This is a genomic window from Streptomyces sp. NPDC030165, assembly GCF_055573595.1.
The window spans coordinates 11,818-37,063 of the sequence record NZ_JBVIBD010000020.1; the positions used below are offsets into that span (position 1 = coordinate 11,818).

The 25,246-nt window shown below is 74.6% G+C and carries 26 protein-coding genes; 19 read left to right on the plus strand and 7 right to left on the minus strand.

Going from position 1 to position 25,246, the window contains the following annotated elements:
• Positions 1 to 2: 2 nt before the first annotated feature.
• The 5 genes from ACZ4Z1_RS31170 to ACZ4Z1_RS31190 all read left to right on the plus strand — a co-directional run bounded on the left by ACZ4Z1_RS31170 (position 3) and on the right by ACZ4Z1_RS31190 (position 4,023).
• Complete coding sequence (locus ACZ4Z1_RS31170) at positions 3 to 830, plus strand: enoyl-CoA hydratase family protein (RefSeq protein ID WP_468489998.1); 828 nt, start codon at positions 3 to 5, stop codon at positions 828 to 830.
• Positions 827 to 1,738 (plus strand): CoA transferase subunit A, encoded by a 912-nt coding sequence (locus ACZ4Z1_RS31175; protein WP_468489999.1) that lies wholly within the window; start codon positions 827 to 829, stop codon positions 1,736 to 1,738. Before ACZ4Z1_RS31170 ends, ACZ4Z1_RS31175 begins: the two co-directional genes overlap by 4 nt.
• Positions 1,735 to 2,532 (plus strand): CoA-transferase subunit beta, encoded by a 798-nt coding sequence (locus ACZ4Z1_RS31180; protein WP_468490000.1) that lies wholly within the window; start codon positions 1,735 to 1,737, stop codon positions 2,530 to 2,532. Before ACZ4Z1_RS31175 ends, ACZ4Z1_RS31180 begins: the two co-directional genes overlap by 4 nt.
• A complete protein-coding gene (locus ACZ4Z1_RS31185; RefSeq protein WP_468490112.1) occupies positions 2,529 to 3,584 on the plus strand; it encodes an NAD(P)H-dependent flavin oxidoreductase in 1,056 nt (351 codons plus the stop codon). Before ACZ4Z1_RS31180 ends, ACZ4Z1_RS31185 begins: the two co-directional genes overlap by 4 nt.
• Positions 3,585 to 3,711: 127 nt before the next feature.
• On the plus strand, positions 3,712 to 4,023 hold the full coding sequence (locus tag ACZ4Z1_RS31190) for a hypothetical protein (protein WP_468490001.1): 312 nt from the start codon (positions 3,712 to 3,714) through the stop codon (positions 4,021 to 4,023).
• A gap of 20 nt (positions 4,024 to 4,043) precedes the next feature.
• On the opposite strand, the gene ACZ4Z1_RS31195 is transcribed toward ACZ4Z1_RS31190, so the two are convergent.
• From ACZ4Z1_RS31195 to ACZ4Z1_RS31205, 3 genes are read right to left on the minus strand one after another with little or no spacing between them, the layout of a single operon-like run.
• Complete coding sequence (locus ACZ4Z1_RS31195) at positions 4,044 to 5,201, minus strand: acetyl-CoA C-acetyltransferase (protein ID WP_468490002.1); 1,158 nt, start codon at positions 5,199 to 5,201, stop codon at positions 4,044 to 4,046.
• Between the two features lie 55 nt (positions 5,202 to 5,256).
• Positions 5,257 to 5,883 (minus strand): TetR/AcrR family transcriptional regulator, encoded by a 627-nt coding sequence (locus ACZ4Z1_RS31200; RefSeq protein WP_468490003.1) that lies wholly within the window; start codon positions 5,881 to 5,883, stop codon positions 5,257 to 5,259.
• A 21-nt stretch (positions 5,884 to 5,904) separates the two neighbouring features.
• The gene (locus ACZ4Z1_RS31205; protein ID WP_468490004.1) at positions 5,905 to 6,720 is read right to left on the minus strand and encodes an SDR family oxidoreductase; all 816 of its coding nucleotides are present in this window, start codon (positions 6,718 to 6,720) and stop codon (positions 5,905 to 5,907) included.
• Between the two features lie 112 nt (positions 6,721 to 6,832).
• Here ACZ4Z1_RS31205 and ACZ4Z1_RS31210 point away from each other — a divergent pair, with 112 nt between their 5' ends.
• From ACZ4Z1_RS31210 to ACZ4Z1_RS31230, 5 genes are all read left to right on the plus strand, one after another.
• Positions 6,833 to 8,002 carry an acyl-CoA dehydrogenase family protein gene (locus ACZ4Z1_RS31210; RefSeq protein WP_468490005.1) on the plus strand — a complete coding sequence of 390 codons (1,170 nt, stop codon included), beginning with the start codon at positions 6,833 to 6,835 and terminating at the stop codon, positions 8,000 to 8,002.
• Positions 8,003 to 8,030: 28 nt separating this feature from the next.
• Positions 8,031 to 9,035 (plus strand): acyl-CoA dehydrogenase family protein, encoded by a 1,005-nt coding sequence (locus tag ACZ4Z1_RS31215; protein ID WP_468490006.1) that lies wholly within the window; start codon positions 8,031 to 8,033, stop codon positions 9,033 to 9,035.
• Positions 9,036 to 9,085: 50 nt separating this feature from the next.
• Positions 9,086 to 10,906, plus strand: coding sequence for an FUSC family protein (locus ACZ4Z1_RS31220; RefSeq protein ID WP_468490007.1), 1,821 nt, complete (start codon positions 9,086 to 9,088; stop codon positions 10,904 to 10,906).
• A gap of 189 nt (positions 10,907 to 11,095) precedes the next feature.
• Complete coding sequence (locus ACZ4Z1_RS31225; RefSeq protein ID WP_468490008.1) at positions 11,096 to 11,602, plus strand: MarR family winged helix-turn-helix transcriptional regulator; 507 nt, start codon at positions 11,096 to 11,098, stop codon at positions 11,600 to 11,602.
• Between the two features lie 323 nt (positions 11,603 to 11,925).
• A complete protein-coding gene (locus ACZ4Z1_RS31230) occupies positions 11,926 to 12,660 on the plus strand; it encodes a class I SAM-dependent methyltransferase (RefSeq protein WP_468490009.1) in 735 nt (244 codons plus the stop codon).
• 78 nt (positions 12,661 to 12,738) lie between these two features.
• On the opposite strand, the gene ACZ4Z1_RS31235 is transcribed toward ACZ4Z1_RS31230, so the two are convergent.
• Positions 12,739 to 13,827 carry an oxidoreductase gene (locus ACZ4Z1_RS31235; protein ID WP_468490113.1) on the minus strand — a complete coding sequence of 363 codons (1,089 nt, stop codon included), beginning with the start codon at positions 13,825 to 13,827 and terminating at the stop codon, positions 12,739 to 12,741.
• 238 nt (positions 13,828 to 14,065) lie between these two features.
• Here ACZ4Z1_RS31235 and ACZ4Z1_RS31240 point away from each other — a divergent pair, with 238 nt between their 5' ends.
• Positions 14,066 to 14,380, plus strand: a complete 315-nt coding sequence (locus ACZ4Z1_RS31240) for a GNAT family N-acetyltransferase (protein WP_365840652.1) — start codon at positions 14,066 to 14,068, stop codon at positions 14,378 to 14,380.
• A gap of 72 nt (positions 14,381 to 14,452) precedes the next feature.
• On the opposite strand, the gene ACZ4Z1_RS31245 is transcribed toward ACZ4Z1_RS31240, so the two are convergent.
• Complete coding sequence (locus ACZ4Z1_RS31245) at positions 14,453 to 15,958, minus strand: sigma factor (protein ID WP_468490010.1); 1,506 nt, start codon at positions 15,956 to 15,958, stop codon at positions 14,453 to 14,455.
• Between the two features lie 278 nt (positions 15,959 to 16,236).
• Between ACZ4Z1_RS31245 and ssgD (ACZ4Z1_RS31250) the strand changes: the two genes are divergently transcribed.
• Together ssgD (ACZ4Z1_RS31250) and ACZ4Z1_RS31255 are read left to right on the plus strand one after the other, a co-directional pair.
• Positions 16,237 to 16,650, plus strand: coding sequence for a spore wall synthesis regulator SsgD (ssgD, locus tag ACZ4Z1_RS31250; RefSeq protein ID WP_468490011.1), 414 nt, complete (start codon positions 16,237 to 16,239; stop codon positions 16,648 to 16,650).
• A 137-nt stretch (positions 16,651 to 16,787) separates the two neighbouring features.
• The gene (locus ACZ4Z1_RS31255; RefSeq protein ID WP_468490012.1) at positions 16,788 to 17,756 is read left to right on the plus strand and encodes an aldo/keto reductase; all 969 of its coding nucleotides are present in this window, start codon (positions 16,788 to 16,790) and stop codon (positions 17,754 to 17,756) included.
• A gap of 27 nt (positions 17,757 to 17,783) precedes the next feature.
• Here ACZ4Z1_RS31255 and ACZ4Z1_RS31260 read toward each other — a convergent pair whose 3' ends face one another.
• The gene (locus ACZ4Z1_RS31260; protein WP_468490013.1) at positions 17,784 to 18,395 is read right to left on the minus strand and encodes a TetR/AcrR family transcriptional regulator; all 612 of its coding nucleotides are present in this window, start codon (positions 18,393 to 18,395) and stop codon (positions 17,784 to 17,786) included.
• Between the two features lie 96 nt (positions 18,396 to 18,491).
• Here ACZ4Z1_RS31260 and ACZ4Z1_RS31265 point away from each other — a divergent pair, with 96 nt between their 5' ends.
• From ACZ4Z1_RS31265 to ssgD (ACZ4Z1_RS31275), 3 genes are all read left to right on the plus strand, one after another.
• Complete coding sequence (locus tag ACZ4Z1_RS31265; RefSeq protein ID WP_468490014.1) at positions 18,492 to 19,010, plus strand: PH domain-containing protein; 519 nt, start codon at positions 18,492 to 18,494, stop codon at positions 19,008 to 19,010.
• The gene (locus ACZ4Z1_RS31270) at positions 19,007 to 20,545 is read left to right on the plus strand and encodes a PH domain-containing protein (protein WP_468490015.1); all 1,539 of its coding nucleotides are present in this window, start codon (positions 19,007 to 19,009) and stop codon (positions 20,543 to 20,545) included. Before ACZ4Z1_RS31265 ends, ACZ4Z1_RS31270 begins: the two co-directional genes overlap by 4 nt.
• Before the next feature lie 156 nt (positions 20,546 to 20,701).
• On the plus strand, positions 20,702 to 21,109 hold the full coding sequence (gene ssgD / locus ACZ4Z1_RS31275) for a spore wall synthesis regulator SsgD (RefSeq protein WP_468490114.1): 408 nt from the start codon (positions 20,702 to 20,704) through the stop codon (positions 21,107 to 21,109).
• Positions 21,110 to 21,253: 144 nt separating this feature from the next.
• On the opposite strand, the gene ACZ4Z1_RS31280 is transcribed toward ssgD (ACZ4Z1_RS31275), so the two are convergent.
• Complete coding sequence (locus tag ACZ4Z1_RS31280) at positions 21,254 to 22,006, minus strand: polysaccharide deacetylase family protein (protein ID WP_468490016.1); 753 nt, start codon at positions 22,004 to 22,006, stop codon at positions 21,254 to 21,256.
• 188 nt (positions 22,007 to 22,194) lie between these two features.
• On the opposite strand from ACZ4Z1_RS31280, the gene ACZ4Z1_RS31285 reads away from it, so the two are divergent.
• From ACZ4Z1_RS31285 to ACZ4Z1_RS31295, 3 genes are read left to right on the plus strand one after another with little or no spacing between them, the layout of a single operon-like run.
• Entirely contained in the window at positions 22,195 to 22,905 is a 711-nt protein-coding gene (locus ACZ4Z1_RS31285; protein ID WP_468490017.1) for a response regulator, read from the plus strand.
• Positions 22,902 to 24,608, plus strand: coding sequence for an ATP-binding protein (locus ACZ4Z1_RS31290; protein ID WP_468490018.1), 1,707 nt, complete (start codon positions 22,902 to 22,904; stop codon positions 24,606 to 24,608). Before ACZ4Z1_RS31285 ends, ACZ4Z1_RS31290 begins: the two co-directional genes overlap by 4 nt.
• A complete protein-coding gene (locus tag ACZ4Z1_RS31295; RefSeq protein WP_468490019.1) occupies positions 24,605 to 25,192 on the plus strand; it encodes a GerMN domain-containing protein in 588 nt (195 codons plus the stop codon). The genes ACZ4Z1_RS31290 and ACZ4Z1_RS31295 overlap by 4 nt, the downstream gene beginning before the upstream one ends.
• The last annotated feature ends 54 nt before the right edge of the window (positions 25,193 to 25,246 follow it).

A 25,246-nucleotide genomic window follows, 5' to 3' on the forward strand; every position in this document is an offset into this window, starting at 1 on the left:
CCATGGGTGTCTCCACCACCGTCACCGCCTCCCGCCCCGAGGACGGCATCGCGCTCGTCACCGTCGACCGGCCGCCGGTCAACGCCCTGCCCGTACAAGGGTGGTTCGACCTGGCCGACGCGGTCCGCACGGCCGGCCGCGACCCCGGGGTCCGCTGTGTGGTGCTCGCCGCCGCCGGCCGCGGGTTCAACGCGGGCGTGGACCTCAAGGAGATGCAGCGGACGCCGGGGCACGCGGCGCTGCTCGGCGCCAACCGCGGCTGTTACGAGGCGTTCGCGGCCGTGTACGACTGCGCGGTGCCAATCGTCGCCGCCGTACAGGGCCACTGCCTGGGCGGCGGCATCGGCCTGGTGGGCAACGCGGACGCGATCGTGGCGGGCGACGACGCGACGTTCGGCCTGCCCGAACTGGACCGCGGTGCGCTCGGCGCTGCCACCCACCTCGCCCGGCTCGTCCCGCCGCATCTGATGCGCACCCTCTACTTCACCTCGCGCACCGTGACCGCCGCCGAACTCCACCGGCACGGGGCGGTGTGGGACGTGGTGCCGCGTGCCGAGGTGCTGCCGGCGGCACTGGCGCTGGCAGGGGAGATCGCCGCGAAGGACGGGTACCTGCTGCGGCTGGCCAAGGCCGCCATCAACGGCATCGACCCGGTCGACGTCCACCGCAGCTACCGCTTCGAGCAGGGCTTCACCTTCGAGGCCAACCTCAGCGGCGTCGCCGGCCGGCACCGGGACGCCTTCGCACGGAAGAGCGCCCCGGAAAACGGTCCGGGAGACGGCCCGGAACGCGCACGCGGCGCCGGCACGCCCGGAGAGGAGCCGAGGTGAGCGACAAGACCATGACCGCCGACGACGTGGCGGCCCGGCTGGAGAGCGGGATGACCATCGGCATCGGCGGCTGGGGCTCGCGCCGCAAGCCGATGGCGCTCGTACGGGCCCTGCTGCGGTCCGGGCTGACGGATCTCACCGTCGTCTCCTGCGGCGGCCCGGACGTGGGCCTGCTCGCGGCGGCCGGAAGAATCCGCCGGCTGGTCACGCCCTTCGTCACCCTGGACTCGGTCCCCCTGGAGCCCCACTACCGCGCCGCCCGCGAGCGCGGCGCCCTGGAACTGACCGAACTGGACGAGGCGATGTTCCTGTGGGGACTGACCGCGGCGGGCCAGCGGCTGCCGTTCATGCCGGTGCGGGCCGGGCTCGGGTCCGACGTGCTGCGGGCCGGCCCCCGCATCCGTACGGTCACTTCGCCGTACGCGGACGGTGAGGTGCTGGTCGCCGCCCCGGCGCTGCGGCTGGACGCGGCGCTGGTGCACCTGAACCGGGCGGACGCGCGGGGCAACGGGCAGTACCTGGGGCCCGACCCGTACTTCGACGACCTCTTCTGCGAGGCGGCGGACGCGGCGTACGTCTCGTGCGAGCGGATCGTGGACCCCGCGGACCTGTCCCGGGCGGGCGGCCCGCAGACCCTGCTGGTCAGCCGGATGTTCGTCAGCGGTGTCGTCGAGGCGCCGTACGGGGCGCACTTCACCTCCTGTGCGCCGGACTACGGCCGGGACGAGGCGTTCCAGCGGGCGTACGTCCGGGCGGCGGCGGACCCGGACGCCTGGGCCGCGTTCGCCGAGCGCTTCCTGTCGGGCGACGAGGGCGACTACCGGGCCGCGGTGGCGGCCTTCGCCGACGAGACCGGGATCGCGACCGCGACCGCGACCGCGACGGGGAACGCGAAGGAGCGCCCATGACAGCCGACACCGACACGGGCACCGGCACCGGCACCATCACCCGCGCCGAGTACTGCGTGCTGGCGTGCGCCGAAGCCTGGCGCGGCGCGGGCGAGGTGCTCGCCTCCCCCATGGGCACCGTCCCAGCTCTCGGGGCGCGGCTGGCGCGGCTGACCTTCTCCCCCGATCTCCTGCTGACCGACGGCGAGGCGCTGCTCGTCGGCGACGCACCGGAGGCGGGCTCCGGACCGGCGGTGGCGGAGGGCTGGCTGCCCTACCGCCGGCACCTGGCGCTGGTCGCCACGGGCCGCCGGCACGTCATGATGGGCGCGAGCCAGATCGACCGGTACGGCAACCAGAACATCTCCTGCATCGGGGACTGGGCGCGCCCGTCCCGCCAGCTGCTCGGAGTGCGCGGTGCGCCCGTCAACACCCTCAACAACCCGACCAGTTACTGGGTGCCGAGGCACTCGCCGCGCACCTTCGTGGAGCGGGTCGACATGGTCTGCGGCGTCGGGTACGACCGGGCCGCGGCGGCCGGGCCGTCCGCCACCCGCTTCCACCGCATTCCGGAGGTCGTCAGCGACCTCGGCGTGTTCGACTTCGAGACGCCCGACCGCACGATGCGGATCCGGTCGCTGCATCCCGGTGTACGGCTGGAAGACGTACGGAAAGCCACCGGGTTCGCGCTCCTCGTGCCGGACGGCGGGGTACCGGCCACGCGTGAGCCGGACGCCGCCGAGCTGCGGCTGATCCGCGAGGTGCTCGACCCGCGCGGGCTGCGCGACCGCGAGGTGCCGCCATGCGGCCCCTGACCACCGCGCTCACCGAGCTGACCGGCGTCCGGTGCCCCATCGTCCAGACCGGCATGGGATGGGTCGCCGGGCCGCGCCTGGTCTCCGCGACCGCCGAGGCCGGGGCGCTCGGCATCCTGGCCTCCGCCACCATGCCGACCGGGCGGCTGCGTGCCGCGGTCCGTGAGGTCGCCGCCCGTACGGACCGGCCCTTCGGCGTCAACCTGCGGGCGGACGCCGGGGACGCCGCCGAGCGGGTGCGGATCATCGTCGAGGAGGGCGTACGGGTGGCCTCGTTCGCCCTGGCGCCCTCACGGGAGCTGATCGCCCGTCTGAAGGACGCGGGGGTCGTCGTCATCCCGACCGTGGGGGCGCGGCGGCACGCGGAGAAGGTCGCCGCGTGGGGCGCGGACGCGGTGATCGTCCAGGGCTCGGAGGGCGGCGGGCACACCGGTGACGTGGCGACCTCGGTCCTGCTGCCGCAGGTCGTGGACGCGGTGGACATCCCGGTCGTGGCGGCCGGCGGCTTCCACGACGGGCGCGGGCTGGTGGCCGCCCTGGCCTTCGGGGCGGCCGGTGTGGCCATGGGGACGCGTTTTCTGCTCACGTCCGACAGCACAGTCCCGGCCGCGGTCAAGGCGCGCTATCTGGCGGCCTCGGTGCAGGACGTCACCGTGACCCGCGCGGTGGACGGGCTGCCGCACCGGATGCTGCGGACGGACCTGGTGGCCGCCCTCGAACGGTCCGGGCGCCCGGCGGCCCTGCTGCGGGCCGCGCGGCACGCGGCGGCGTTCCGCAGGCAGGCGGGGACGGGCTGGGCCCGGACGGTGCGCGACGGGCTGGCCATGAAGCGCGGCGCCGGGCTGGCCTGGAGCCAGGTGCTGCTGGCCGCGAACACGCCGATGATGCTGCGGGCCGCGCTGGTGGAGGGCCGTACGGACGCCGGGGTGATGGCGTCCGGGCAGGTGGCCGGGGTCATCGACGACCTGCCGTCGTGTGCGGAGCTGGTCGGCCGGATCATGGCCGAGGCGGCGGCGACGCTGGACCGGCTGGGTCCGGGCGGCACGGCCTGAAGGGACCGGCCGGCCGGGACCACGACCCGAACACCGGTCTGGATTTCGCCGCACTACGGTGGAGAATGACCATCGAAGGCCGCCCGGGGTCCCACCGCGGGCAAAGGTTTCCATCGGGGGAGATCACATGCGTAAATTCCTCGCCACGGCCGTCGCGGTGACGGCGCTCAGCACGACGCTGGGTCTGGCCACGGCCTCGCAGGCCGCGGCGGCCCCGCGGGCACCGCAGTGCGCCAAGGTGATGAAGTACTTCACCAAGGACCACCAGCGGTTCGTCCGCCTGAAGAACCTCTGTGCGCAGCGCACGGCCTGCTACACGATCGTCGTGCCGGCCCGGCCCGCCGTGAACGGCCGCCTCGCCAAGGGTGCGACGAAGGACGTGCGGTACGGGACGGACCGGGGGCCGCGCGCGCTGTACGTGAAGAACCGGGCCTGCTGAACGGCTGCCCGGCCGGACGGTCACAGCCGTTCGATCACCGTCACGTTGGCCTGCCCGCCGCCCTCGCACATCGTCTGGAGGCCGTAGCGCCCGCCGGTGCGCTCCAGCTCGTGCAGCAGCGTGGCCATCAGTTTGCAGCCGGTCGCGCCGAGCGGGTGGCCGAGCGCGATGGCGCCGCCGTTGACGTTGACCCGGGCGGGGTCGGCGCCGGTCTCCTCCAGCCAGGCCAGGACCACCGGCGCGAACGCCTCGTTGATCTCGACGAGATCGATGGCGTCGATGCTCAGCCCGGTCTTCTTCAGCGCGTGCGCGGTGGCCGGGACCGGTGCGGAGAGCATCCGGATCGGGTCCGCACCGCGTACGGACAGGTGGTGGACGCGGGCGCGCGGCGTCAGCCCGTGGTCCCGTACGGCCCGTTCGCCCGCCAGCAGCAGGGCCGCCGCGCCGTCGGACACCTGGGAGGAGACGGCCGCCGTGAGCCGGCCGCCGGGCACCACCGGCGCGAGGGCCGCCATCTTCGCCGCCGAGGTGTCGCGCCGTGGGCCCTCGTCGGCCGTCACGTCCCCGTACGGGACCAGCTCGCGCGCGAAACGGTCCTCGTCGGCGGCGCGCACGGCCCGCCGGTGCGAGCGCAGCGCGTACTCCTCCATGTCCGTACGGGAGATGCCCCACGCGTCCGCGATCAGTTCGGCGCCGTGGAACTGGTCCACCGGCCGGTCGCCGTAGCGGGCGCGCCAGCCCGTACTGCCCGCGTAGGGCCCGTCGGCCAGCCCGAGCGGTTCGGCGGCCCCTCGGCTCGCGAAGGCGATGGGGATCATCGACATGTTCTGCGTGCCGCCCGCGACGACCAGGTCCTGGGTGCCGGAGAGCACGCCCTGCGCGGCGAAGTGGACGGCCTGCTGGGAGGAGCCGCACTGCCGGTCGACGGTGACGCCCGGCACCTCCTCGGGGAGCCCGGCCGCCAGCCAGCTGGTGCGGGCGATGTCGCCGGCCTGCGGGCCGACGGCGTCCAGGCAGCCGAAGACCACGTCGTCCACGGCGGCCGGGTCCACGCCCGTGCGGTCCATCAGCGCCTTCAGCACGTGCGCGCCGAGGTCCGCCGGGTGCGCGGCGGCGAGCCCGCCGCCGCGCCTGCCGACGGGGGTGCGCAGCGCGTCGATGATGTAGGCCTCTGCCATGCCGGCTCCTCGGTCGTCGGGGCGTGCTCTGTCTGTCGGCTGTGAGGCGGTGCGGTCAGTCCCGTACGGCGATGCCGTCCAGCACCATCGACAGGTACTGGCGGGCGATCTCCTCCGGGCCGTGCAGGCCGCCCGGCCGGTACCAGCCCGCGGCGACCCAGACGGTGTCGCGGACGAACCGGTAGGTGAGCCGGACGTCGAGGTCGGGGCGGAAGACGCCGTCGGCGACGCCGCGTTCCAGCGTGCCGAGCCATGCCTTCTCGAACTTCTGCTGGGAGTCGGCGAGATAACCGAAGCGCGGCTTTCCGGCGAGCTGCCGGGATTCCTTCTGGTAGATGGCGACGGCGGCGCGGTGCCGGTCGATCTCCCGGAAGGACTCGGTGACCAGGGCCTCGATGGTCTCCCGGGGGCCGAGTCCGGCCGCGAGCACCGCGTCGTACCCGGCCCACAGCTCATCCAGGAAGCTGCTCAGGATCTCGTCCAGCATCGCTTCCTTGGAGTCGAAGTGGTAGTAGAGGCTGCCCGCGAGCAGACCGGCCCGGTCCGCGATGCGGCGTACGGTCGTCGCGTCGTAGCCGTGGGCGGCGAACACCTCGGCGGCGGTGGCGAGCAGTTCACGGCGGCGGGCGGGCGACGGCGGGGTCGCGGCGGCCGGTCTGTCGTTCTTCTTCGCGGTGGGCACCGGCTCATTGTCCCTCTGCGGTCACGCGCGCTGACTGCTGACCGGGACCGTCTCGCCGGTCATGTACGAGGCGTAGTCGCTGGCCAGGAAGACGATGACGTTGGCGACCTCCCAGGGCTCTGCGGAGCGCCCGAACGCCTCCCGGGCGGTCAGCTCGGTCAGCAGCTCCTCGCCGGTGACCTTCGCCAGGTGCGGGTGGACGGCCAGGCTGGGCGAGACGGCGTTGACCCGGACCCCGTAGGCGGCGGCCTCGGCCGCGGCGCAGCGGGTCAGCGCCATCACCCCGGCCTTGGCGGCGGCGTAGTGCGCCTGGCCGCGCTGGGCCCGCCAGCCCACGACCGAGGCATTGTTGACGATGACGCCGCCCCGGCCGCCCGCGCGCATCCGGCGCAGGGCGGCCCGGGTGCAGCGGAAGGTCCCGTTCAGGGTGACGTCGAGGACGGCGGTCCACTGCGCGTCGGTCATCTCCACCAGGTCGGCGGTGCCGCCGAGTCCGGCGTTGTTGACGACGACGTCCAGCCGTCCGTGCCGCCGCTCGACGGCGTCGAAGAGCGCGTCGATCTGCGCCGCGTCGGTGACGTCGCAGGGCTGTGCGGTGACCCGGCCGGCGCCGAACTCTGCGGTGAGCGCCGTCTCGGATTCCTTCAGGCGCCGGGTGTGCGCGTCGGAGAGGACCACGTCCGCCCCCTCTTCGAGGAGCTTGCGGGCGGTGGCGCCGCCGATGCCGGTGCCCGCGGCGGCGGTGACGACGGCTGTGCGGCCGGTGAGCAGGCCGTGTCCGGGGACGTAGGGGGGCGGGGATGCCGGGTGCGCCGTCGGAGGCTTCTCGGGCGTCATGGCCGTACGCTAACCTACCAAACACTTGTTAGGGAACGGTCCCGGGCAGCCCCGCGGCCCCCTGGAACGCCGCACCGGAGCCTGCCGCCACCGCAGGGGAGGCCGCTCGTCGATGGATCTCGAACACGCCCCGGAGGACGAGGAGTTCCGGCGCCAGGCACGGGACTGGTTGACCGCCCACGTGCCCGCCGAGCCGCTGCCCTCCCTGGAGACGGCCGAAGGCTTCACCGCCCACCGGGAGTGGGAGCGCGAGCTGCACACCGGCCGCTGGTCGGCCGTGACCTGGCCGGAGGAGTACGGCGGGCGCGGCGCGTCGGTGCTCCAGTGGCTGCTGTTCGAGGAGGAGTACTACACGGCGCGTGCACCCGGCCGGGTCTCCCAGAACGGCGTCAGCCTGCTCGCGCCCACCCTCTTCGAGCACGGTACGGACGAGCAGCTGGCGCGCGTCCTGCCCGCGATGGCGAGCGGCGCGACCATCTGGGCGCAGGCGTGGTCCGAGCCCGGTGCCGGTTCCGATCTGGCCGCGCTGCGGTCGGCCGCCGTACGGACCGAGGGCGGCTGGCTGCTGCGCGGGCACAAGACGTGGTCCTCCCGGGCGGCCTTCGCGGACCGGGCCTTCGGGCTGTTCCGCAGCCACCCCGGCGCGGACCGGCCGCACCACGGCCTGACGTATCTGATGTTCGACCTGGCCGCGCCGGGCGTGACGGTGCGGCCCATCGGCCGTCTCGACGGGAAGCCGGCCTTCGCCGAGCTGTTCCTGGACGACGTGTTCGTGCCGGACGCGGACGTGATCGGCGAGCCGGGGCACGGCTGGCAGGTCGCCATGAGCACGGCGGGCAACGAGCGCGGGCTCACCCTGCGCAGCCCGGGGCGCTTCACGGCCGCCGCCGCCCGCCTCGCCGCCCTGTGGCGGGCCACCGCCGACCCCACGGACACGGCGCTGCGCGACCGGGTCGCCGACGCGGTCATCGGCGCCCGCGCCTACCAGCTGGCCGCCTACGCCGGCGCCGCACGGCCCACGGCGGGCGGCACCCCGGGCGCCGGGGCCAGCCTCGGCAAAGTCTTCTGGTCCGAACTCGACATCGCCCTGCACGAGACGGCGCTCGACCTCCTCGGCCCGCACGGCGAGCTGGCCGCCGACGCCGCCGCGGCGCCGGACCACGGGAGCTGGGCCGACGGCTGGATCTTCGCGCTGGCCGGTCCGGTCTACGCCGGTACGAACGAGATCCAGCGCGACATCATCGCCGAACGGCTGCTGGGCCTGCCGAAGGGACGGCGCTGAGCACGCCGCGCCGGCGAGAGGAGTGGGGATGCGGTTCCTGCTGGACACGGAGCAGGCGGAATTCGGCCGGACCCTCGGCCGGATGCTGGCGGCGGCGGACACCCCGGCCGCCGCGCGGGCGTGGGGCGCCGGCGACAGCGGTCCGGGGCGCGCGGTGTGGCGGCGGCTCGGGGAGGCCGGGGTGTTCGGGCTGGCCGTACCGGAGAAGTACGGGGGTGCGGGGTTCCTGCCGGTCGAACTGGTCGTGGCGTGCGTCGAGGCGGGGCGGTACGCCGTCCCGGGCCCGGTGGTGGAGACGGCCGCGGCGTCCGTACTGCTCGACCGGCTCGGCGATGCGGGCCCGGCCGCGGAGTGGCTGCCCGCCGTCGCGGCCGGGGCGGCGCTGGTGTCGTACGCGGATCCGGCGTGCGGGCCGTACGCCCTCGACGCGGCGGCCGCCGATGCCACGCTCCTCGTGAGCGGCGGCACGCTGCGGCAGGCGGACGGGGGCGGGCCGGTCCAGCCGTCGGTCGATCCGGCCCGGCGGCTGTCCCGGTACGAGGCGGACGGCGGAACCGTGCTGGCCGGCGGGCCGGCCGTGCGGGCCGCCGCCGCGCACGCAGCGGACGCCGCGCGGCTGCTCACCGCGGCGCAGGCGCTCGGTGTCGGGCGGCGGCTGCTGGACGACACCGTGGCGCACGTCAAGCAGCGCACTCAGTTCGGTGTCGCCGTCGGCTCGTTCCAGGCGGTGAAGCACCGGCTGGCGAACGTGCTGCTGGGGCTGGAGTTCGCCGAGCCGCTGGTGTACGGGGCGGCGGTGGAGCTCGCGGGCGGCGGGGAGGCGGGCGGCGGCATCGCGATGGCGAAGGTGGCCGCGGGAGAGGCGGCCTACGCCGCGGCGCGGGCGGCGCTCCAGCTGCACGGCGCCCTGGGCTACACCGACGAGCTGGACCTCTCCCTGTGGATCCGCAAGGCGCGAGCGCTGCGTGGCGCCTGGGGCACGCCCGCAGAGTGCCGGATCCGGGTACTCGCCTCCCCCGTTCCGGGCGGGTGAGTCCGCAGAGGCAAATCTTTTACGAGTAAAACACCTGTTAAGGTTTTGGTATGGGGAAACATGCCAGACCTACGGGAAAGCGAGCGGCGGCCCTCTCAGGGAGCGGCAGCACGGTCCGCGCGCGCCCACTGCCCATCCGCAGCACCGTCCTGCTGCGCCGCCCCGTGGACATCTGGCACAAGCCCGCGCTGAGCGCGGTCGTCGCCCTCGGCATCCCCGAATTCACCCTGCTCGCGCTGGGCCGCCTGGACCTGGTGCTGTACACCTCGGCCGGGGCCATGTGCGCCCTGTACGCGCACGGCCTGCCGTACGCCGCCCGCGCCCGCACCCTGGCCTGGGTGATCCTCGGCATGGTCGCGAGCCTCGGCGCCGCCCTGACCGCCGCATCCCTGATCAGCTCGGTCCCACTGCTCGTCCTCCTCGCCTCACTGGTCGCCGCCGCACACAAGACGGTCTGCGACGCCACGCGCGTCGGCCCGCCGGGAAACCTGATCTTCACCTTCATCTCGGCGTCGGCCTTCTTCGTGCCGCAGCGCATCGGGCAGGTGCCCTTCCACCTGTCGCTCGCCCTGGGCGCGGGCGCGCTCGCCTGGCTGGTGTGCATGGCGCCCGCGCTGGTCCGGCCGCGCGGGCCGGAGCGGATCGCGACGGCGCGGGCGCTGGAGGCCGCCGCGGCGCTGCTGCGCACCGGTCCGGCGTCCGGCGACGCCCCCGCCGGTCCGGACCGCGCCCGGCACGCCACCGCCGCCGCCGTGAACGCCGCCTGGCACACGCTCTTCCAGGTTCCCGGCCGTACGGCCGCCGCGGCCGCCGACCGCTCCGGTCTGGAGCGGCTGCTCGTACGGGCCGAATCGGCCCTCGCTGCACAGCAGGCCGACACGGAAGAGGCCGAGCGCTGCACGGCGTGGGCCCGCGACCTGCGCCGGGGCCGGGCGCTGCCCGAGGTCGCGCTCACCGGGGCCCAGTCCGGCGAGCTGGCCGGGATCGCCGCGGAACACGCGGACCACGAAAAGAATCCGGGCCCCGCGGGCCTGGAGCCACGCCGCCCCGCGCCCGGTCACCCGCGCGGTATCCGGGCGGTGCTCCACCGCCTGGCGCCCGGCTCACCGCTGCTGCCCATCGGCGCGCGGGTGGCCGCGGGCTGCGCGCTGGCGGGCTGGGGTTCGATGGCGGCAGGCGTCGGCCACCCGTACTGGGCCGTGGTCACCGCGGCCTCCATCTACCAGGCCAACACCACCCTCTCCTGGCAGCGGGCCCTGCAGCGCACCATCGGCAACCTCCTCGGGCTGCTGCTCTTCACCGCCCTGCTGCCGGTCATCCACACCGGCCACCTCGCGATGATCCTGCTGGCGCTCACCTTCCAGTTCTGCGCCGAGGCGAGCATCACCCGCAACTACTGGCTCGGGTCGGTCTGGGTCACCCCGATGGCCCTGCTGCTCACCGAGTTCGGCAGCCACCTGCCCGCGCGGACGCTGGTCACCGACCGCTGGACCGACACCGTCGTGGGGGCGGCCGTGGGCCTGGCCTGCTGCGTCCTGGTCACCAACCGCCGCGCCGCCGACCGCATCGAGGCGGCGCTGGACCGGGTGGCGGCCGCCGAGGCCGCGGCGCTGCGGCTGCTGGACGGCTCGGCCGCAGGGGAAGAAGGCCTGGACGCCGCGGTACGGGACGACGACGCGCGCGAGACGGGCTGGGCACGCGACCGCCTGGCCGCGAGCCTGGTCGAGCTGCGGGAGGCGGTGGAGGTGTCGGCCGGCGAGTGGTGGCAGCGCGCCGTCCCCGAGGAACGCGTCACCCTGGCCGAGCAGCAGGGACACCGCACCCTGGCCCGGCTCGTCCGCCGGCTGTCCGCGCCGGCCCTGGCCGCGTAGCCGCGTGCCGCACCCGTACCGCAGGGCGCGCGCCCGTACCCGTACCGCCCCGCCCTGCTGCCCGCGGCGGCACCAGGCAGAATTGTCCGGGCGCAGCGCGGCACGGGGCCTGCACCGCGGCCCGCGGCACGCTCTGCGCGCATCAGTTCGCCGACGGGGGCCGGGAGTGCCCGGGAAGAAGAGGTGCGCGTGACCGAGGACATCGTCGCGGGGGTGCTGCGGCAGTGGCAGCAGGTCCACCCGGGGCTGGACACCGGCCCGATGGCGGTGATCGGGCGGCTCAACCGCTGTTCCGCGCTGCTCCAGCAGGCCGCCGACGCGCCGCTGCGGCGGGAGGGGCTGACCCGTCCGGAGTTCGACATCCTCGGCACGCTGCGGCGGATGGACCGCGAGCTGACGCCCGGCCGCATCGCGCGCGAGACGTTCGCCTCCGGGGCGGCGGTCACCAAGCGGGTACGGCAGTTGGAGACGCGGGGGCTGGTCGCGCGGCGCCCCGACGAGCGGGACCGGCGGGTCTCGCACCTCTCGCTCACCGACGAGGGCCGCGCGGTCATCGACCGGCTGCTGCCCGAGCAACTGCGCTACGAGGCCGGTCTGCTGGAGGGCATCGACGGCAAGCGGCGGGACGAACTGTCCGAGGGGCTGAGCGAGTTGCTGGTGCTCCTGGAGGGGCGGCTGGGGAGCCTGCTGGACTGACGGCTCCCGGAGAGAGAGGGGCCCGGGCGTTGCCGCGGCGGCGCGCCGCCCGGCGCCTCCGCGGCAACGCGCGCGGGCTGCGGAATGATGCCTTCCGTGAAGGCTCCCAGGTGCCCGGCCGGCGGACACCGCGGCGGTGCCGGTGCTGTGCGGGCGGAGGGAGGAACGCCGGTTTGCCTGATCGCACGCCCGCCCCCGCGGGAGGCCGTCGGGAACGGCTCCCCGCCGCCGGCGGACGCGGGCCCCCGGGCACGTACCCCGCCGCGCCCGTCCGTCCACCGCCCGCCCCGTCGCCCGGCGACCCGCACTCCTGAGGCAGCGTCATGACCACCCAATTCGACGGTATGGCCGCTCTGCACGAGCGCAGCATCGACGAGCTGCCCTTCAGACGGCACATCGAGATGCCCTCCGTCCTCGCCGCGGCGGACGGCGTCGAGGGGCGCCGGGTCCTGGACCTCGGCTGCGGTTCGGGGCACTACGCCCGCTTCTTCGCCCGCAACGGGGCGGGCAGCGTGCTCGGCGTCGACCGGTCCCCCGGGATGATCGCGCACGCCCGGCACCGGGAGGAGGTGGAACCCCTCGGCGTGTCCTACCGCGTCCTCGACGCGGTGACCGCCGACACGCTCACGGGAGCCTTCGACGTGACCGTGGCCGTCTACGCGCTGTCGTACGCCGCCACCCCGGCCGCGCTCACCCGGCTGTGCGCCGCCGCCCGCGACACGCTCGCCCCGGGCGGCCGCTTCGTGGCCGCCACGCTCAACCCGGACTTCGCGACGGTCCCGCACTACTACCGGCCCTACGGCTTCGACCTCACCGTGGCCGACGCCCACCTGCGGGACGGGGACCCCGTCGGCCTGCACGGCCGGGCCGACGAGGAGACCTTCCAGGTGACCGCTTACTACTGGTCCCGCGAGGCGCACGAACGGGCCCTGACGGAGGCCGGGTTCACCGGCATCGCCTGGCAGCCGCCGCGCACCGCCGCCGGCGGCAGCGCGTCACTGTTCGCGCGCTACCTGGCGGCGCCGCACGTCCTGGCCGTGTCGGCGCGCGCCGCCTGAAGACCGGGGCGGCTCCACGGTCCGGCCCCAGACCGGTCCGAGGGGCCGATCCCGGGCCGCCGCCCGAGGGGCGGCGCGTCACGGCTCCAGGCGGGCGACGCGCCCGTCCTCGCCCGCCGCCCAGCAGCCGAAGTCCGCGGCACAGTCGACGGTGTCGTACGAGCCGCCGTCGAATCGGTGCCAGCTCCGGCCACCGTCCAGCGTGACGTCGCTGCCCGTCGGACCGACGGCCAGCGCGACGCGCGTGGTGCGGGGGAACCAGGCCACACCGGACCGGTAGCGCTTCGGCGGTCTGGCGGACGCCTGCCAGGACGCGCCGCCGTCCGCGCTCACCGCGGCGGCCTTCGGCGAGGGCCTGCCGGTCCGGTGGTCGCCGCCGACCGCGAGTCCGTGCGTACGGTCGCGGAAGGCCAGGCCGAAGACACCGCGCGCCGGGTCGCCCGCCGGGACCGGCGTCTCGGACACCGTCCAGCTGCGCCCGCGGTCCGGGGAGTACAGGACCCGGCTCTTCGCCGCGCCGCCGGTGGCGAACCACGCGTCGTACGCGCCGGAGCTGACCAAGCACTGGCCGCTGGCCGCGAAGGACGCCTCACCGGGCTGGGCCGGCGGCATCCCGCGGGTGGGCAGCACCCGCCAGTTGCGGCCGCCGTCGACGGTGGACAGGATGCGGTACGTCCCGTCGACGGGGTCGGCGAGCGCGATGCCGTGGCTGCCGTCGAAGAACGTCATGCAGTCGTAGAAGGCGCGCGGATCGGTGTTGCGGAAGCTCTCGGTCCAGGTGGCGCCGCCGTCGTCCGTACGGAAGACCCGGGACGCCGCCCCCTCGCCGGCCGCCAGGACCACGGCGTGCCGCGCGTCGAACGCCTCGATGTCGCGGAACTCCAGGGCCTCGGCGCCCGGCGGTGACACGTCGCGCCAGTGGTCGCCGCCGTCACGGGTACGCAGCACGGTCCCGTCGGTGCCGGCGACCCAGGCGGTACTGCGGCTGACGGCGGCCAGGCCGCGGAAGCGCGCGTCGGTGTCGGTGTCCTTCAGGTCCCAGCCGCCGTCCAGCAGCCCGGAGGCGGCCGGCGGTGCGGCGGCGGGCCGTGCTGCGGCGGGCGTCTGTGCCGACACGGGGGCCGCACCCGCGGCACCGAGCGCCGCGGCACAGAGCACCGCCCACATCGCGCGCGTGCGTCTCCCGCGCCCCGGCCGTCCTGACTGTCCCGGCTTCCCCTTGACCCTCATGACGCTGGAAGCTAGCCCAGCCGGGACGCCCCGTCCAGACATTCCCGTACCGCCTCCGTACGACGCCTCGCCTCGCGCGGGCCGGGTGCCCCTCCTACTGTGCTGCACAGGGGTACGGAAGCAGCCGGGGGAGGACGCAGGAGGAGACGGTGATGGTCCGGCAGGAGATCCGCTCATGAACGCGCCGGCCCCGGTGACGGTGACCGACGACCGCGCCGCGAACCGCTACGAGGCCCGGCTCGGCGGCGAAGTCGCGGGCGTGGCGGCCTATCTGCGCGCCGAGGGGCTCATCGCCCTCGTGCACACCGAGGTCGACCCGGTGTACGAGGGCAACGGCGTCGGCTCGGCGCTGACGCGGCACGCGCTGGACGCGGCGCGGGCCGACGGGCTGCGGGTGCTGGCGGTGTGCCCGTTCGTCGCGGGCTGGATGGAGCGGCACCCCGAGTACGGGGATCTCGCGTACGAGAACCGCAGCGCGGTCACGGACTGACGGCCGTCATGGGCTGACGTCGCCTCTGCCGTACGGGCGCGAGCCCCGGCCGGTCCCGGCCCGGCGGGAAGGTCAGCCGGTGCGGCAGACCCAGACCGGGAGCCGGCCCCACCAGACCCAGCCGCAGTGCGCGGGCGGGGACGGGTCGGTGGTGGGTGCGGGCGTGGGGACGGCGGTGGGCGTGGGTGTGGGCGGGGACGAGCGGGTGGGCGTCGGTGCCGGGGTGGGCCGGTCCGTGGGGCTGCCGGTCGGTGCGGGGGTGGGAGCGGCGGTCGGAAGTGTGGGCCCGCCGGTCGGTGCCGATGCCGTCGGGTCCGGGCCGGGGCTCGTCGAGGGGCTGCCGGGGCCGGGGGCAGGGCCCGGCCGTCCGGTCGCGGTCGGCGCGGGGGTTTGCGAGGCAGTCGGTGCGCCCGCGCGGGGCGCCGGGGTCGCACTCGCCGTGCCGCGCGCCGCCGGTGCGGACGGAGCACCGGTGGGTACGGAGGTCGCCGGCCGCTCCGCCGTGGCGTCGGGCACCGCCCGGCCCGCGCCGCTTCCGGGCGCCTCCGGGGCCGCTGCCGCCCGCTCGGCCGGCGGCGCCGTGTTGTCACTGGTCAGCGCGATGCCCGCGGCGACCGCCACCCCGGCGGCCACCGCGACGCCGAGGCCCGCGACGGTGGCGGCCGCCGGCCCGGCCTGCCCGATCTGGCCGCGCAGCAGATGCCGTACGGACTTCTGTACGGCTTCGTGCACGCACGTGAGCGCCTTCTGCGCGGAAGCGGCCGCGCCGCTGCCCGCCGTGTGACCGCTGCCGGCCGCGGCGGCCCCGGCGCCCGCGAGCGGCAGCAGGAACTTCGCCGAACCGCCCGCCAGGAGCACCAGCAGCGCGGGACCGGTGAGCGCGGGCAGCCGGTCGTTGGCCCGGGTCAGCAGCGCCATCCGCGCCCGGCAGTCGGGGCAGTCCGCGAGGTGGCGGGCGATCCCGTCGGCCTGTTTCGCGGTGGCCTCACCCCGTACGAACGCGGGCATCCGCTGCCAGTGCGCCTCGCACGCCGGGTCGTCCGGCGTCCCGGGGACCGAGCCGAGGAACGCCTGCCGCATACCCTCCCTGGCCCGGTGCAGCAGTACGGCCGTCGCGCCCTTGCCCGCCCCGATCGCCTTGCCGACCGCCTCCAGCGGCTGGTCCTCGGCCTCCGCCAGCCACAGCGCCGTCACCCAGCGCCGCGGGAGCCGCCCCATGACGCGGGCGAGCAGGTCGACGTAGGCGACGCGCTGCGCCGGGTCGGCGTGCTCGGCCGCCGGACCGGTGCCGGGCCACGCCTGCCCGTCCTCCGGGTCCCGCGGTATCTCGCGGGCGGCGACCGCGCCGACGGCCGAGGCGAGGTGGCGGATGGTGGTGCGGAGGTAGGCCGGGACGTTGTCGATGGGGTGCCCGGAGCGGATGCGGCGCCAGACCCGGAAGTGCGCCTCGGCGACGAGGTCCTCCGCGAGCCAGGCGCTCGTCGTCAGCGACCGCGCGTAGGCGACCAGGCGCGGGTGCTCGCGCTCGTAGAGCCGGGTGTAGTCGTCCGCCGGGGACCCTGCGGATGCTTCGGACATGAGCGGACAACCCCTGACGTGTCGCCGCCGGCGCCGGAGGTGCGCCCCGCTCCCGGCCGGGCGTCCGGGACCCGGTCACCAGCTCTCACGTGTGGGCAGACCCGTTCCGGTTCTGGCGGCCTTGCATGGATTTCGCAAGCGTAAGGAGCACATATCCCCGCAATCAAAAGTTCGTGATGCACCTCACGCGGTCATTCGGTGCACTGGCGTCATACGCGGCGCGTCTTACGGGTCGTAGAGGCAGAGACCCGTCCGCACGAGCACCCAGGGAGCCGACGATGTCCCACGTCATCGACCAAGCCGTCCACGCCCGACTGATCGCGACCGTGCCCCGGTCGCGCAAGGTCCCCGCCCGGCTGCGCTACGACAGCGGGGACCCGCTCGCGGTGCACGTCGTCTTCCCGCCCGCGGCGTCGCTGGACGGGGCGGAGGTCGTGTGGACGTTCGCCCGCGACCTGCTGGCGGAGGGCCTGCGCGAGCCGTCCGGCAAGGGCGACGTGCGCATCTGGCCGTGCGGCCCGGATCACACGATGCTGGAGTTCCACACCGCCGACGGCCTGGCCATGGTGCAGTTCCAGGCTCGTGACCTGCGCAGGTTCCTGATGCGGTCGTACGGTGTCGTGGCCCTGGGCACCGAGGGCCGGCACCTGGACGTCGAGGGCGACCTCGCGGCCCTGCTGCGCGAGGCATAGGCCGCCGGGTGCGGCCGTCCTGCCTCTGCCGTACCCGCGGTGTCCGCGCCGTCGCGGCGACCGCTTGACTTCGAGTGCGCTCCAACAGGAAGAGTGAGCGGCGAATCGATCAAGCACTCTCTCCGAGGAGCTCCACCATGCGCACCACCACGCTCGGCAGCACCGGACCCGAGGTCGGCGTCATCGGTCTCGGCTGCATGGGCATGACCCACGCCTACGACCCGGCCGGCCGGGACGACGCCACCTCCGTCGGCGTGCTCCGGCAGGCGATCGACCTCGGTGTGACGCTGATCGACACGGCCGACGTCTACGGCCCGTACACCAACGAGGAACTGGTGGGCCGGGCGCTGGCGGGCGGCCACCGGGAGCGGGTGGTCCTGGCCACCAAGGTCGGGCTGGAGTCCGCCGCGGACAAACCGGGGGATCACACCGCGCTGGTACGCAACGGCCGTCCCGAGCACATCCGCCGCTCCATCGACGCGAGCCTGCGCCGCCTGGGCACCGACTACGTGGACCTGTACCAGCTGCACCGGGTGGACCCGGAGGTCCCGGTCGAGGAGAGCTGGGGCGCGCTGGCCGAGGCCGTGCAGGCGGGCAAGGCCCGGCAGATCGGCCTGTCGGAGCCGACCGTCGAGGAGATCCGGCGCGCGCAGGCTGTGCATCCGGTCGCCTCCGTGCAGTCCGAACTGTCGCTGTGGACCCGCGAGGCGCTCGACGAGGTCGTGCCGTACTGCGAGGAGCAGGGCATCGCCTTCCTGCCGTTCTCGCCGCTCGGCCGCGGCTTCCTGACCGGCAGCATCGCCTCCTTCGACGAGCTGCCGCAGGACGACTTCCGCCGCCGACTGCCGCGCTTCCAGCAGGACGCGCTGAAGGCCAACCTGGAGATGGTGGGCAAGGTTCGCGCCATCGCCGGGCAGCTGGGCGTCTCCGCCGCGCAGGTCGCCCTCGCGTGGGTGGTCGCCCAGGGGCAGTACGTCATCCCGATCCCCGGCACCAAGACCCCGAAGTACCTGGTGGACAACACCGGCGCGGCGGACGTCACCTTGCCGCCCGCCGCCCTGGCCGAACTGGACGCGCTGCCGGCGGCCGAGGGCACCCGCTACTGAGGACGCCCGTTCGTCCACACCCCGGCGTCAGCCCGCCCCCGCCCCGTCGAACAGCTGCGCCAGCCGCATGTCGAGGAGCTGGACGGCCTTCTCCGGGGTGTGGACGTCCAGCAGGATGTATGTCGAGAGCCCGTCGACGAGGCTGATCAGCACCATCGCCTCGTCGTCGGCGTCCAGGTCCGGGCGTGCCTCGCCGCGTTCCATCGCCTGCCGCAGCTGGTCGGCGAAGAGGTCCCGCAGTTTGGGGATGCCGTCGCGGATGTCGGTGCGCAGGGCGGGGTCGTGGACGGCCCGGTGGAAGTGGGCGATGCCCACCAGGAAGCCGATGCGGCTCTGTTCGTCCAGGGGCAGCATCCCTGTCAGGCAGGCGCGCAGGATGTCGTAGGGGGTGGGCTCCCCGTCGAGCGCTTCGATGCGTGCGCGGATGCGCTGCTGGGCGAGGGTCTCGATGTAGCGCAGCGCGAAGACGAGCATCTCGTCCTTGGTGCGGAAGTAGTGCTGGAGCCGCCCCAGGGAGATGCCCGCCTCGGCGGCGACGTCCCGCAGGCTCGCGCCCTCCAGTCCCCGGGTGCTCGCGATCCGCCACAGCGCCTGGGAGATCTCCCGGCGCCGCGCCTCATGGTCCACCTTCTTCGGCACGTAACCGTGGCCTCGCCTTCTTTTTTACAAGTCGCTCGTACCGTTATAACGTACCGCTACTCAATACAAGCGACTTGCCAAAGAACGGGGTCCCTCATGCCCACGCCCGCCACCCCCCTGCTGCGGCCGCCCCGCAACCGGGTCGATCCCCGCGCCCGCCGCTGGTGGACCGTCCAGGCGTTGCTGACGGTCAGCGGGCCGACGCTGCTCACCGCGCTCGCCCTGGCGGTCTGCTCGGTACTGTTCTTCCCCGGCGCCCTGCCCTGGCTCGGACCGCTGCTGCTGGTCGTCCTCGTCCTGCCGGCGCTCGGCTATCTGCTGGTGATGCCCCGGTGGCGGTACTCCGTGCACGCCTGGGAGCTGGGCAGCCGCGCGGTGTACGCGGCGGGCGGCTGGTTCCGGCAGAAGCGGCGGATCGCGCCGCTGTCGCGGGTGCAGACCGTGGACACCGTGCGCGGCCCCGTACAGCAGCGGTTCGGGCTCGCGACGGTCACCGTCACCACCGCCTCCACCGCGGGCGACGTGAAGATAGCCGGGCTGTCCGACGCGGACGCCGAGGAGCTGTCGCGGCGCATCGGCGAGGCTGCGCAGGCCGTACCGGGTGATGCCGCATGACCACCGCCACCTCTCCCGTCACCGGCGCGCCGCCCCGCTGGCACCGGCTGGACCGGCGCACCCTCCTGGTGCACTGCGGCTGGATGGCCGCCCCGCTCGGCTCGCTCGCCCTGACCGCGCTGGCCACCGGCGGCCGCATCGGAACCGGCGCCTGGATCACGCTGGCCTCCATCGCGGCGAGCTTCGCGGTCCTCACCGCGATCGGGTCGGTCCGCTGGGCGCGTACGGACTACCGCGTCACCCACGACTCCTTCGAGGTGCGCAGCGGGGTGCTGACCCGGCGGCTGCGGTCCGTACCGCTGCACCGCATCCGCACGGTCGACCTGACGGCCTCGCCGCTGCACCGGCTGCTCGGTGTCACCGTCCTGCGGGCCGGCACCGCGGGCTCGTCGGACGGCGGCGGCGAGCTGTCGCTGGAGGCGCTGACGACGGCCGACGCAGAGCGGCTGCGGACCGTGCTGCTCGCCCGCGCCGGCACCCGGGCGACGGACGAGGACCCGGTCGTCTCCCGCGTCAACTGGCGCTGGCTGCGCTACGCGCCGCTCACCTTCTGGGTGATCGGTGGCGTCTTCGCCGCGGCCGGCGGCGCCTACCGCGTCCTGGACGGCGCCGGCATCGAGCCGTGGAAGCTGGGCATCGTGCGCAGCGCGTTCGACGAGTTCGGCGCCGGTGCGCTGTGGGTGACGATCCCGCTCGCGCTGCTGGCCGTCGTCGCCCTCGGCACCGTCGGCGCGCTGGCCCTCTACGTCGAGGGCTGGTGGAAGTACCGCCTCGAATGGACCGACGCGCACACGCTGCGGGTGCACCGCGGCCTGCTCACCACCCGGTCGGTGACCATCGAGCGGGCCCGGCTGCGCGGCGTGGTCCTGCGCGAGCCGCTGCTGCTGCGGGCGGGTGGCGGCGCCACCGTACGCGCGGTCGCGGGCGGCCTGGGCAACAAGGAGGAGAACCGCAAGCGCAGTGTGATCCTGCCGCCCGCGCCGCGTACGGAGGCCGTGCGCACGGCGTCGGGCACGCTGCGCGGCGGCTTCACCGACGCCGGACTGCGCAGGCATCCGCGAGCCGCCCTGCGCCGTCGCCGTATGCGCGGGCTGCTCTTCGTCACGCTGCCGGGCACGCTCGCCCTCGGGGTCCTGGGCGTCCTGCTGACTCCCGTACTGCTGCACTGCGCCTGGGCGTTCGCGCTGGTGTCGGTGCCGGTGGTGCTGTGGCTGGCCCGTGACGCGTACCGCAATCTGGGGCACGGCCTCGACGGGCGGTTCCTGATCGCGCGCTCCGGCACGTTCAGCCGGGACACCGTCGTGCTCCAGCGCGAGGCGGTCGCGGCCTGGACGTTCTCCAGTACGCCGTTCAGCAGGCGGACCGGGCTGGTCACCCTCACGGCCGCGGTCGCCGCCGGGGAGGACGGTTACCACATACGCGACATCCCGGCGGACGACGCACCGGCCCTGGCGGCGGCAGCGGCGCCCGGGATCCTGGAGGAGTTCCTGGCTTACGGCCCCGCGAAGCCCCGTGCAGCCCGGCACCGGGCGTGACCACAAACCCTTGTCAACCCACGCGTTGCCCACCAACCATGACGACCTGGACATGACATAGATCACACCCCTGTCACATGCACGGCGAGGGCGGGCACACCGTCCTACATGGTGTAAGCCATGTCCCGACCCGACATCCGTAAGGGAGCAGCCGCGGTGCAGAGTGTCATCGACCAAGCCGTCCAGGTACGTCTCATCGCGACCGCGCCCGGCTCCCGGACCGTGCCCGCGGTGCTGCACTATCACCCGGCCGACCCGCTCGCGGTGCGGATCACCTTCCCGCCGGAGATCTCGCTGGACGGCGCCGCGGTCGACTGGGCCTTCGCCCGCGAACTGCTCGCCGACGGCCTGCGGTCCGCGGCGGGCACCGGCGACGTACGGGTGCGCCCGCTGGGCCGGGACCGCACGGTGCTGGAGTTCCACGTCGAGGACGGGGTCGCGATGGTCCAGGTCGACACCGCGGACCTGCGCCGCTTCCTGGACCGCACGTACCAGGCCGTGCCCGCGGGCCGCGAACTGCTCGACGTGGACCGCGGCCTCGCGGAACTTCTCGGCGACGCGTGAGGGCCGACGCCCGCTGAGGGCCGTGGTTCGTCGAGGGCCGTGGCCCGTTGAGGAGCGACGCCCGTCGGGGATCGACGCTTGTCGAGGGCCGTGGCCCGGTCCCCGGTCTCGCCCGGGGATCCGGTGCCACTCCCCTCCCCCGCGTCAGCGCTGCGGGAACCCGAACCCGTACCCCTGCTGCTTCATCCACGGCAGCAGCCGGTCCAGCGCCGCGACCGTCTGGCTGCGGTCGCCGCCGCCGTCGTGGAACAGGACGGTCGGGCCGTTGCGCAGTTCCCGGCGCACGGTGCGCACGATCGCGTCGGTGCCCGGCCGCTCAAAGTCCTTGCTGTCCACGTTCCAGCCCAGCGGGCGCATCCCGTGCTCCGCGGCCAGCTTCCTGCTGAACGGGGTGAACGCGCCGCCCGGTGCCCGGTAGTAGTCCACCTTCGGGCCCCCCGCGGCCTGCTCGATCATCTGCTGCGCCGTGGATATCTGCCGCGCCTGGTAGTTCTCGGGCTGGTGGTCCATGCCGGTGTTGTGGCTGACGGTGTGGTCGCAGAGCTTGTGTCCGGCCGCCGCCACCTTCTTGACCAGGTCCGGGTGCGCCTTCGCCGACGGGCCGATCATGCAGAAGGTGGCCTTGACGTCGTACTTCTTCAGCACGGACAGCACCTTGGGGGTCCAGACCGGGTCCGGGCCGTCGTCGATGGTGATGTTCAGGCTCTTGCCGGGCCGGTCGGAGGCGTGCACGATGCTCGGATCGACCGCGGCGGGCCGTGCCTGTTCCGTGGTGTCCGCGTGCGCCTCGGAGGTGGCGCCGGACTGTCCGAACGTCAGATAGCCGGCCACTCCGAGCGACGCCGCCGCCACCGCGGCCACCCCGATGATGCCGCTCCGCCTGCCGTGCCGTGCCATGCGTATCCCGTCCCTCTTGCCGTGCGCGGGCCGCCGCGGACCTGTGTACGGATGCCGCCGTCGGCGCCGTACGATTCCCCCTGCGGCGAGCTCGCGCGATTACTGCCTTGCATCACGACAGATGCGAAGAATTACGGGCAGGATCCGTCTGTTACCGATCCATCATGAAACTTATTGATACTGGTGCCATGCCCCGAGTACTTCTCATCGAGGACGACGCCGCCGTGCGCGACGGAGTCACCCTCGCGCTCCGCCGGCGCGGCCACGAAGTGGCGGCCGCGGCCAGCGGCGAGGACGGCCTGGACCTCCTCCCCGCCTTCCGCCCCGACATCGTGCTGCTGGACCTGATGCTCCCGGGCAAGGACGGCTTCGAGGTCTGCCGCCGCATCCGCGCCGACCGCCAGCTGCCGATCATCATGCTCACCGCCCGCGGCGACGACCTCGACGTGGTGCTCGGGCTGGAGGCGGGCGCCGACGATTACATCGTCAAGCCCGCGCGCGGCGAGGTGCTGGAGGCCCGCATCCGCGCGGTCCTGCGGCGCACCGCCCTGCCCGCCGACGGGGACGCCGCCGGACCCGCCGAACCGGGCCCCGCGCCCGTGGAGACCTACGGCGAACTGGCCGTGGACCGTGCCGGGCTGGTCGTCTCCAAGGGCGGCGCCGACCTCCCCCTGGCCCCGTCCGAGATGAAGCTGCTGCTGTTCCTGTCCGCGACCCCGGGGCAGGTCTTCAGCCGCCAGCAGCTGCTGGAGCACGTCTGGGAGCACAGCTATCACGGTGACGCGCGCCTGGTGGACGCGTGCGTGATGCGGCTGCGCACGAAGATCGAGGACACTCCGCGCAGCCCCCGGTACGTGCAGACCGTACGCGGCTTCGGCTACCGCTTCGGTCCCCTGTGAAGCGCCCCAGGCCCGCGGGCGGCGCGCGGCGGCCGCTGCTGCCGCGTTCGGTCCCGCGCGGTCTGCGGGCCCGGCTCGTCGTCGCCTTCCTGCTGGTCGGCGCGGTCAGCGCGCTGACCACCGCGGCGCTGACCTACCGCGAGGCCCGCAACGCCATCCTCCAGCGCTCGCAGGACACCGCGATCAAGGACCTGCGGGGGCAGGTCAATTCGCTCGCGCCGGACCTCGCCGTGCCGCCGACCCGTGCGGACGTGGACGAGTTCACCCGGCAGCTCGACCGCTCCGGCAAGGCCCGGGACTGGGACGTCTACGTCCAGTACAAGGGCGTCGCGGAGAACGACCGGAGCCGGCCGCGCCGCGTGATCGTCCCCGCCGAGCTGCGGGAGTCGGTCGAGACCCGGCACGTGACGGCGTTCCAGCGGGTGGACCGGGAGGGCGAACCGTGGCTGCTGATCGGCATGCCGGTGATGCAGTCGCAGACCGAGACCCGCACGGCGTCCCCGCTGTCCGTCTACGCCCAGCTCCCGCTCCGCGCGGAGGAGGCCAACGTCGAGGCGCTGGTGAGCGCCGCGCAGCGCGGTGCCCTGCCGGTGCTCGCGCTGGCCGTGGTCCCGGCGCTGCTCGCGGCCCGCGGTGTGCTGCGGCCGGTGCGCGGGCTGCGGCAGGCCGCCGGGCGGATCGCCGAGGGCAAGCTGGAGACCCGGCTGGAGGTCAAGGGCGCCGACGAGCTGGCCGACCTGTCGAGGACGTTCAACGACATGGCCGCCAAGCTGGAGGAGAGCGTCGCCGACCTGCGCCGTATGGAGGCCAACGCGCGGCGGTTCGCGGCCGACGTCTCGCACGAGCTGCGGACCCCGCTCGCCGCGATGACCGCCGTCACCGACGTCCTGGACGAGGACGCCGACGCGCTCGACCCCGACACCGCCTCCGCCGTCCGGCTGATCAGCCAGGAGACCGGCAAGCTGGCCCGGATGGTCGAGGACCTCATGGAGGTCTCGCGCTTCGACGCCGGGGCCGCCGCGCTGCACCTGGACGAGGTGGACGTCGCCGAGACGATCCGCAAGACGCTGCAGGCCAGGGCCTGGCAGGACCGGGTGGGCGCCGAGCTCCCGGACGGTGTGCGGGCGCGGCTGGACCCGCGGCGGCTGGACGTCGTGGTGGCCAACCTGGTCGGCAACGCGCTGCACCACGGCGGGGAGCCGGTACGGGTGCTGCTGCGGGCACCGGATCCGGGCGACGGCCGGCTGGTGATCCGCATCGTGGACAGCGGCCCCGGCATCGACCCGGAGGTGCTCCCGCACGTCTTCGACCGCTTCTACAAGGCGGACTCGGCGCGCGCCCGTTCCGAGGGCAGCGGGCTGGGCCTGGCGATCGCCATGGAGAACGTACGGCTGCACGGCGGGACCATGCGGGCCGCCAACTGCCCCGAGGGCGGCGCGGTGTTCACCGTGGAGCTGCCGCTTCCGGAGCAGGAGGCGGGCACCCTCACGGAGGGGGAGGCCGTGACGGAGGAGGGCGCGGACACCGTCGCGGACACTGTCACGGACGCCCAGGAGGCTGCCGGGCAGCCGGCACCGGAGCCCCCGGACCGTACGGGCCACAGCCCCGCCGGTACGGACGGCGGCCAGGACACGACGGACGGCGGTGACCGCCGCCCGAAGAATCCGGCGGCCGCACCGGCCGGGAAGGCGGACCAGACGTGAACGTCCCGAACTCCGCGCGGGCCCGGCGGATCGCGCTGGGCGGGCTGCTGGCGGGCGTGCTGGGCGCCCTGTCGGCGAGCACCCTCACCGGCTGCGGCATCGAGCCGACCGGGGTGATCGACGCGGGGGAACCCGCCCACGGCCTCAAGGCACCCGGCAAGCCCGCGGCCGACGTGCAGCTGTACTTCCTCGGCCCGACCGGCCTGCGCCCCGCGAGCCGCCCGGCGACCGCGCCGGTCGGCCCCGAAGAGGCGATCAACCTGCTGCTGAAGGGCCCCAACGACGCCGAACGGCAGCGCGGCCTGACCAACGTGCTGCCCGTCCTGCCGGGCGGGGTCACCGCCGAGGCGGAGGAAGGCCGGGTCACCATCCACCTGCCGATGAACGCCAAGCGGCTCGACACCCCCTCCATGAGCCAGCTGGTGTGCACCGCCGCCAACGCCTCCGTCCCCGGCGGCCGCAGCCCGTCGGACGTCCTGGTGACCCTGGTGGGCGGCAACCTGCGGGTCGGCCCGATGGTGTGCGGCGGCACCAACGCCTTCCCGTTCATCCAGCCCAGCCCGTCCGCCGCGCTTCCGGACTGAAGGCCGGAACCTGCCGCCCGCCCGGCCCCTTGCCCTACGATCACTACCGGCAAG

What these genes read in the sequence shown, in the direction of transcription:
- ACZ4Z1_RS31170 (WP_468489998.1), top strand. Translation starts at nt 3, where the DNA reads ATGGGTGTCTCCACCACCGTCACCGCCTCCCGCCCCGAGGACGGCATC.
- ACZ4Z1_RS31180 (WP_468490000.1), top strand. Translation starts at nt 1,735, where the DNA reads ATGACAGCCGACACCGACACGGGCACCGGCACCGGCACCATCACCCGC.
- ACZ4Z1_RS31190 (WP_468490001.1), top strand. Translation starts at nt 3,712, where the DNA reads ATGCGTAAATTCCTCGCCACGGCCGTCGCGGTGACGGCGCTCAGCACG.
- ACZ4Z1_RS31195 (WP_468490002.1), bottom strand. Translation starts at nt 5,201, where the DNA reads ATGGCAGAGGCCTACATCATCGACGCGCTGCGCACCCCCGTCGGCAGG.
- ACZ4Z1_RS31205 (WP_468490004.1), bottom strand. Translation starts at nt 6,720, where the DNA reads ATGACGCCCGAGAAGCCTCCGACGGCGCACCCGGCATCCCCGCCCCCC.
- ACZ4Z1_RS31210 (WP_468490005.1), top strand. Translation starts at nt 6,833, where the DNA reads ATGGATCTCGAACACGCCCCGGAGGACGAGGAGTTCCGGCGCCAGGCA.
- ACZ4Z1_RS31215 (WP_468490006.1), top strand. Translation starts at nt 8,031, where the DNA reads ATGCGGTTCCTGCTGGACACGGAGCAGGCGGAATTCGGCCGGACCCTC.
- ACZ4Z1_RS31220 (WP_468490007.1), top strand. Translation starts at nt 9,086, where the DNA reads ATGGGGAAACATGCCAGACCTACGGGAAAGCGAGCGGCGGCCCTCTCA.
- ACZ4Z1_RS31230 (WP_468490009.1), top strand. Translation starts at nt 11,926, where the DNA reads ATGACCACCCAATTCGACGGTATGGCCGCTCTGCACGAGCGCAGCATC.
- ACZ4Z1_RS31235 (WP_468490113.1), bottom strand. Translation starts at nt 13,827, where the DNA reads ATGTGGGCGGTGCTCTGTGCCGCGGCGCTCGGTGCCGCGGGTGCGGCC.
- ACZ4Z1_RS31240 (WP_365840652.1), top strand. Translation starts at nt 14,066, where the DNA reads ATGAACGCGCCGGCCCCGGTGACGGTGACCGACGACCGCGCCGCGAAC.
- ACZ4Z1_RS31245 (WP_468490010.1), bottom strand. Translation starts at nt 15,958, where the DNA reads ATGTCCGAAGCATCCGCAGGGTCCCCGGCGGACGACTACACCCGGCTC.
- ssgD (WP_468490011.1), top strand. Translation starts at nt 16,237, where the DNA reads ATGTCCCACGTCATCGACCAAGCCGTCCACGCCCGACTGATCGCGACC.
- ACZ4Z1_RS31255 (WP_468490012.1), top strand. Translation starts at nt 16,788, where the DNA reads ATGCGCACCACCACGCTCGGCAGCACCGGACCCGAGGTCGGCGTCATC.
- ACZ4Z1_RS31265 (WP_468490014.1), top strand. Translation starts at nt 18,492, where the DNA reads ATGCCCACGCCCGCCACCCCCCTGCTGCGGCCGCCCCGCAACCGGGTC.
- ACZ4Z1_RS31270 (WP_468490015.1), top strand. Translation starts at nt 19,007, where the DNA reads ATGACCACCGCCACCTCTCCCGTCACCGGCGCGCCGCCCCGCTGGCAC.
- ACZ4Z1_RS31280 (WP_468490016.1), bottom strand. Translation starts at nt 22,006, where the DNA reads ATGGCACGGCACGGCAGGCGGAGCGGCATCATCGGGGTGGCCGCGGTG.
- ACZ4Z1_RS31285 (WP_468490017.1), top strand. Translation starts at nt 22,195, where the DNA reads ATGCCCCGAGTACTTCTCATCGAGGACGACGCCGCCGTGCGCGACGGA.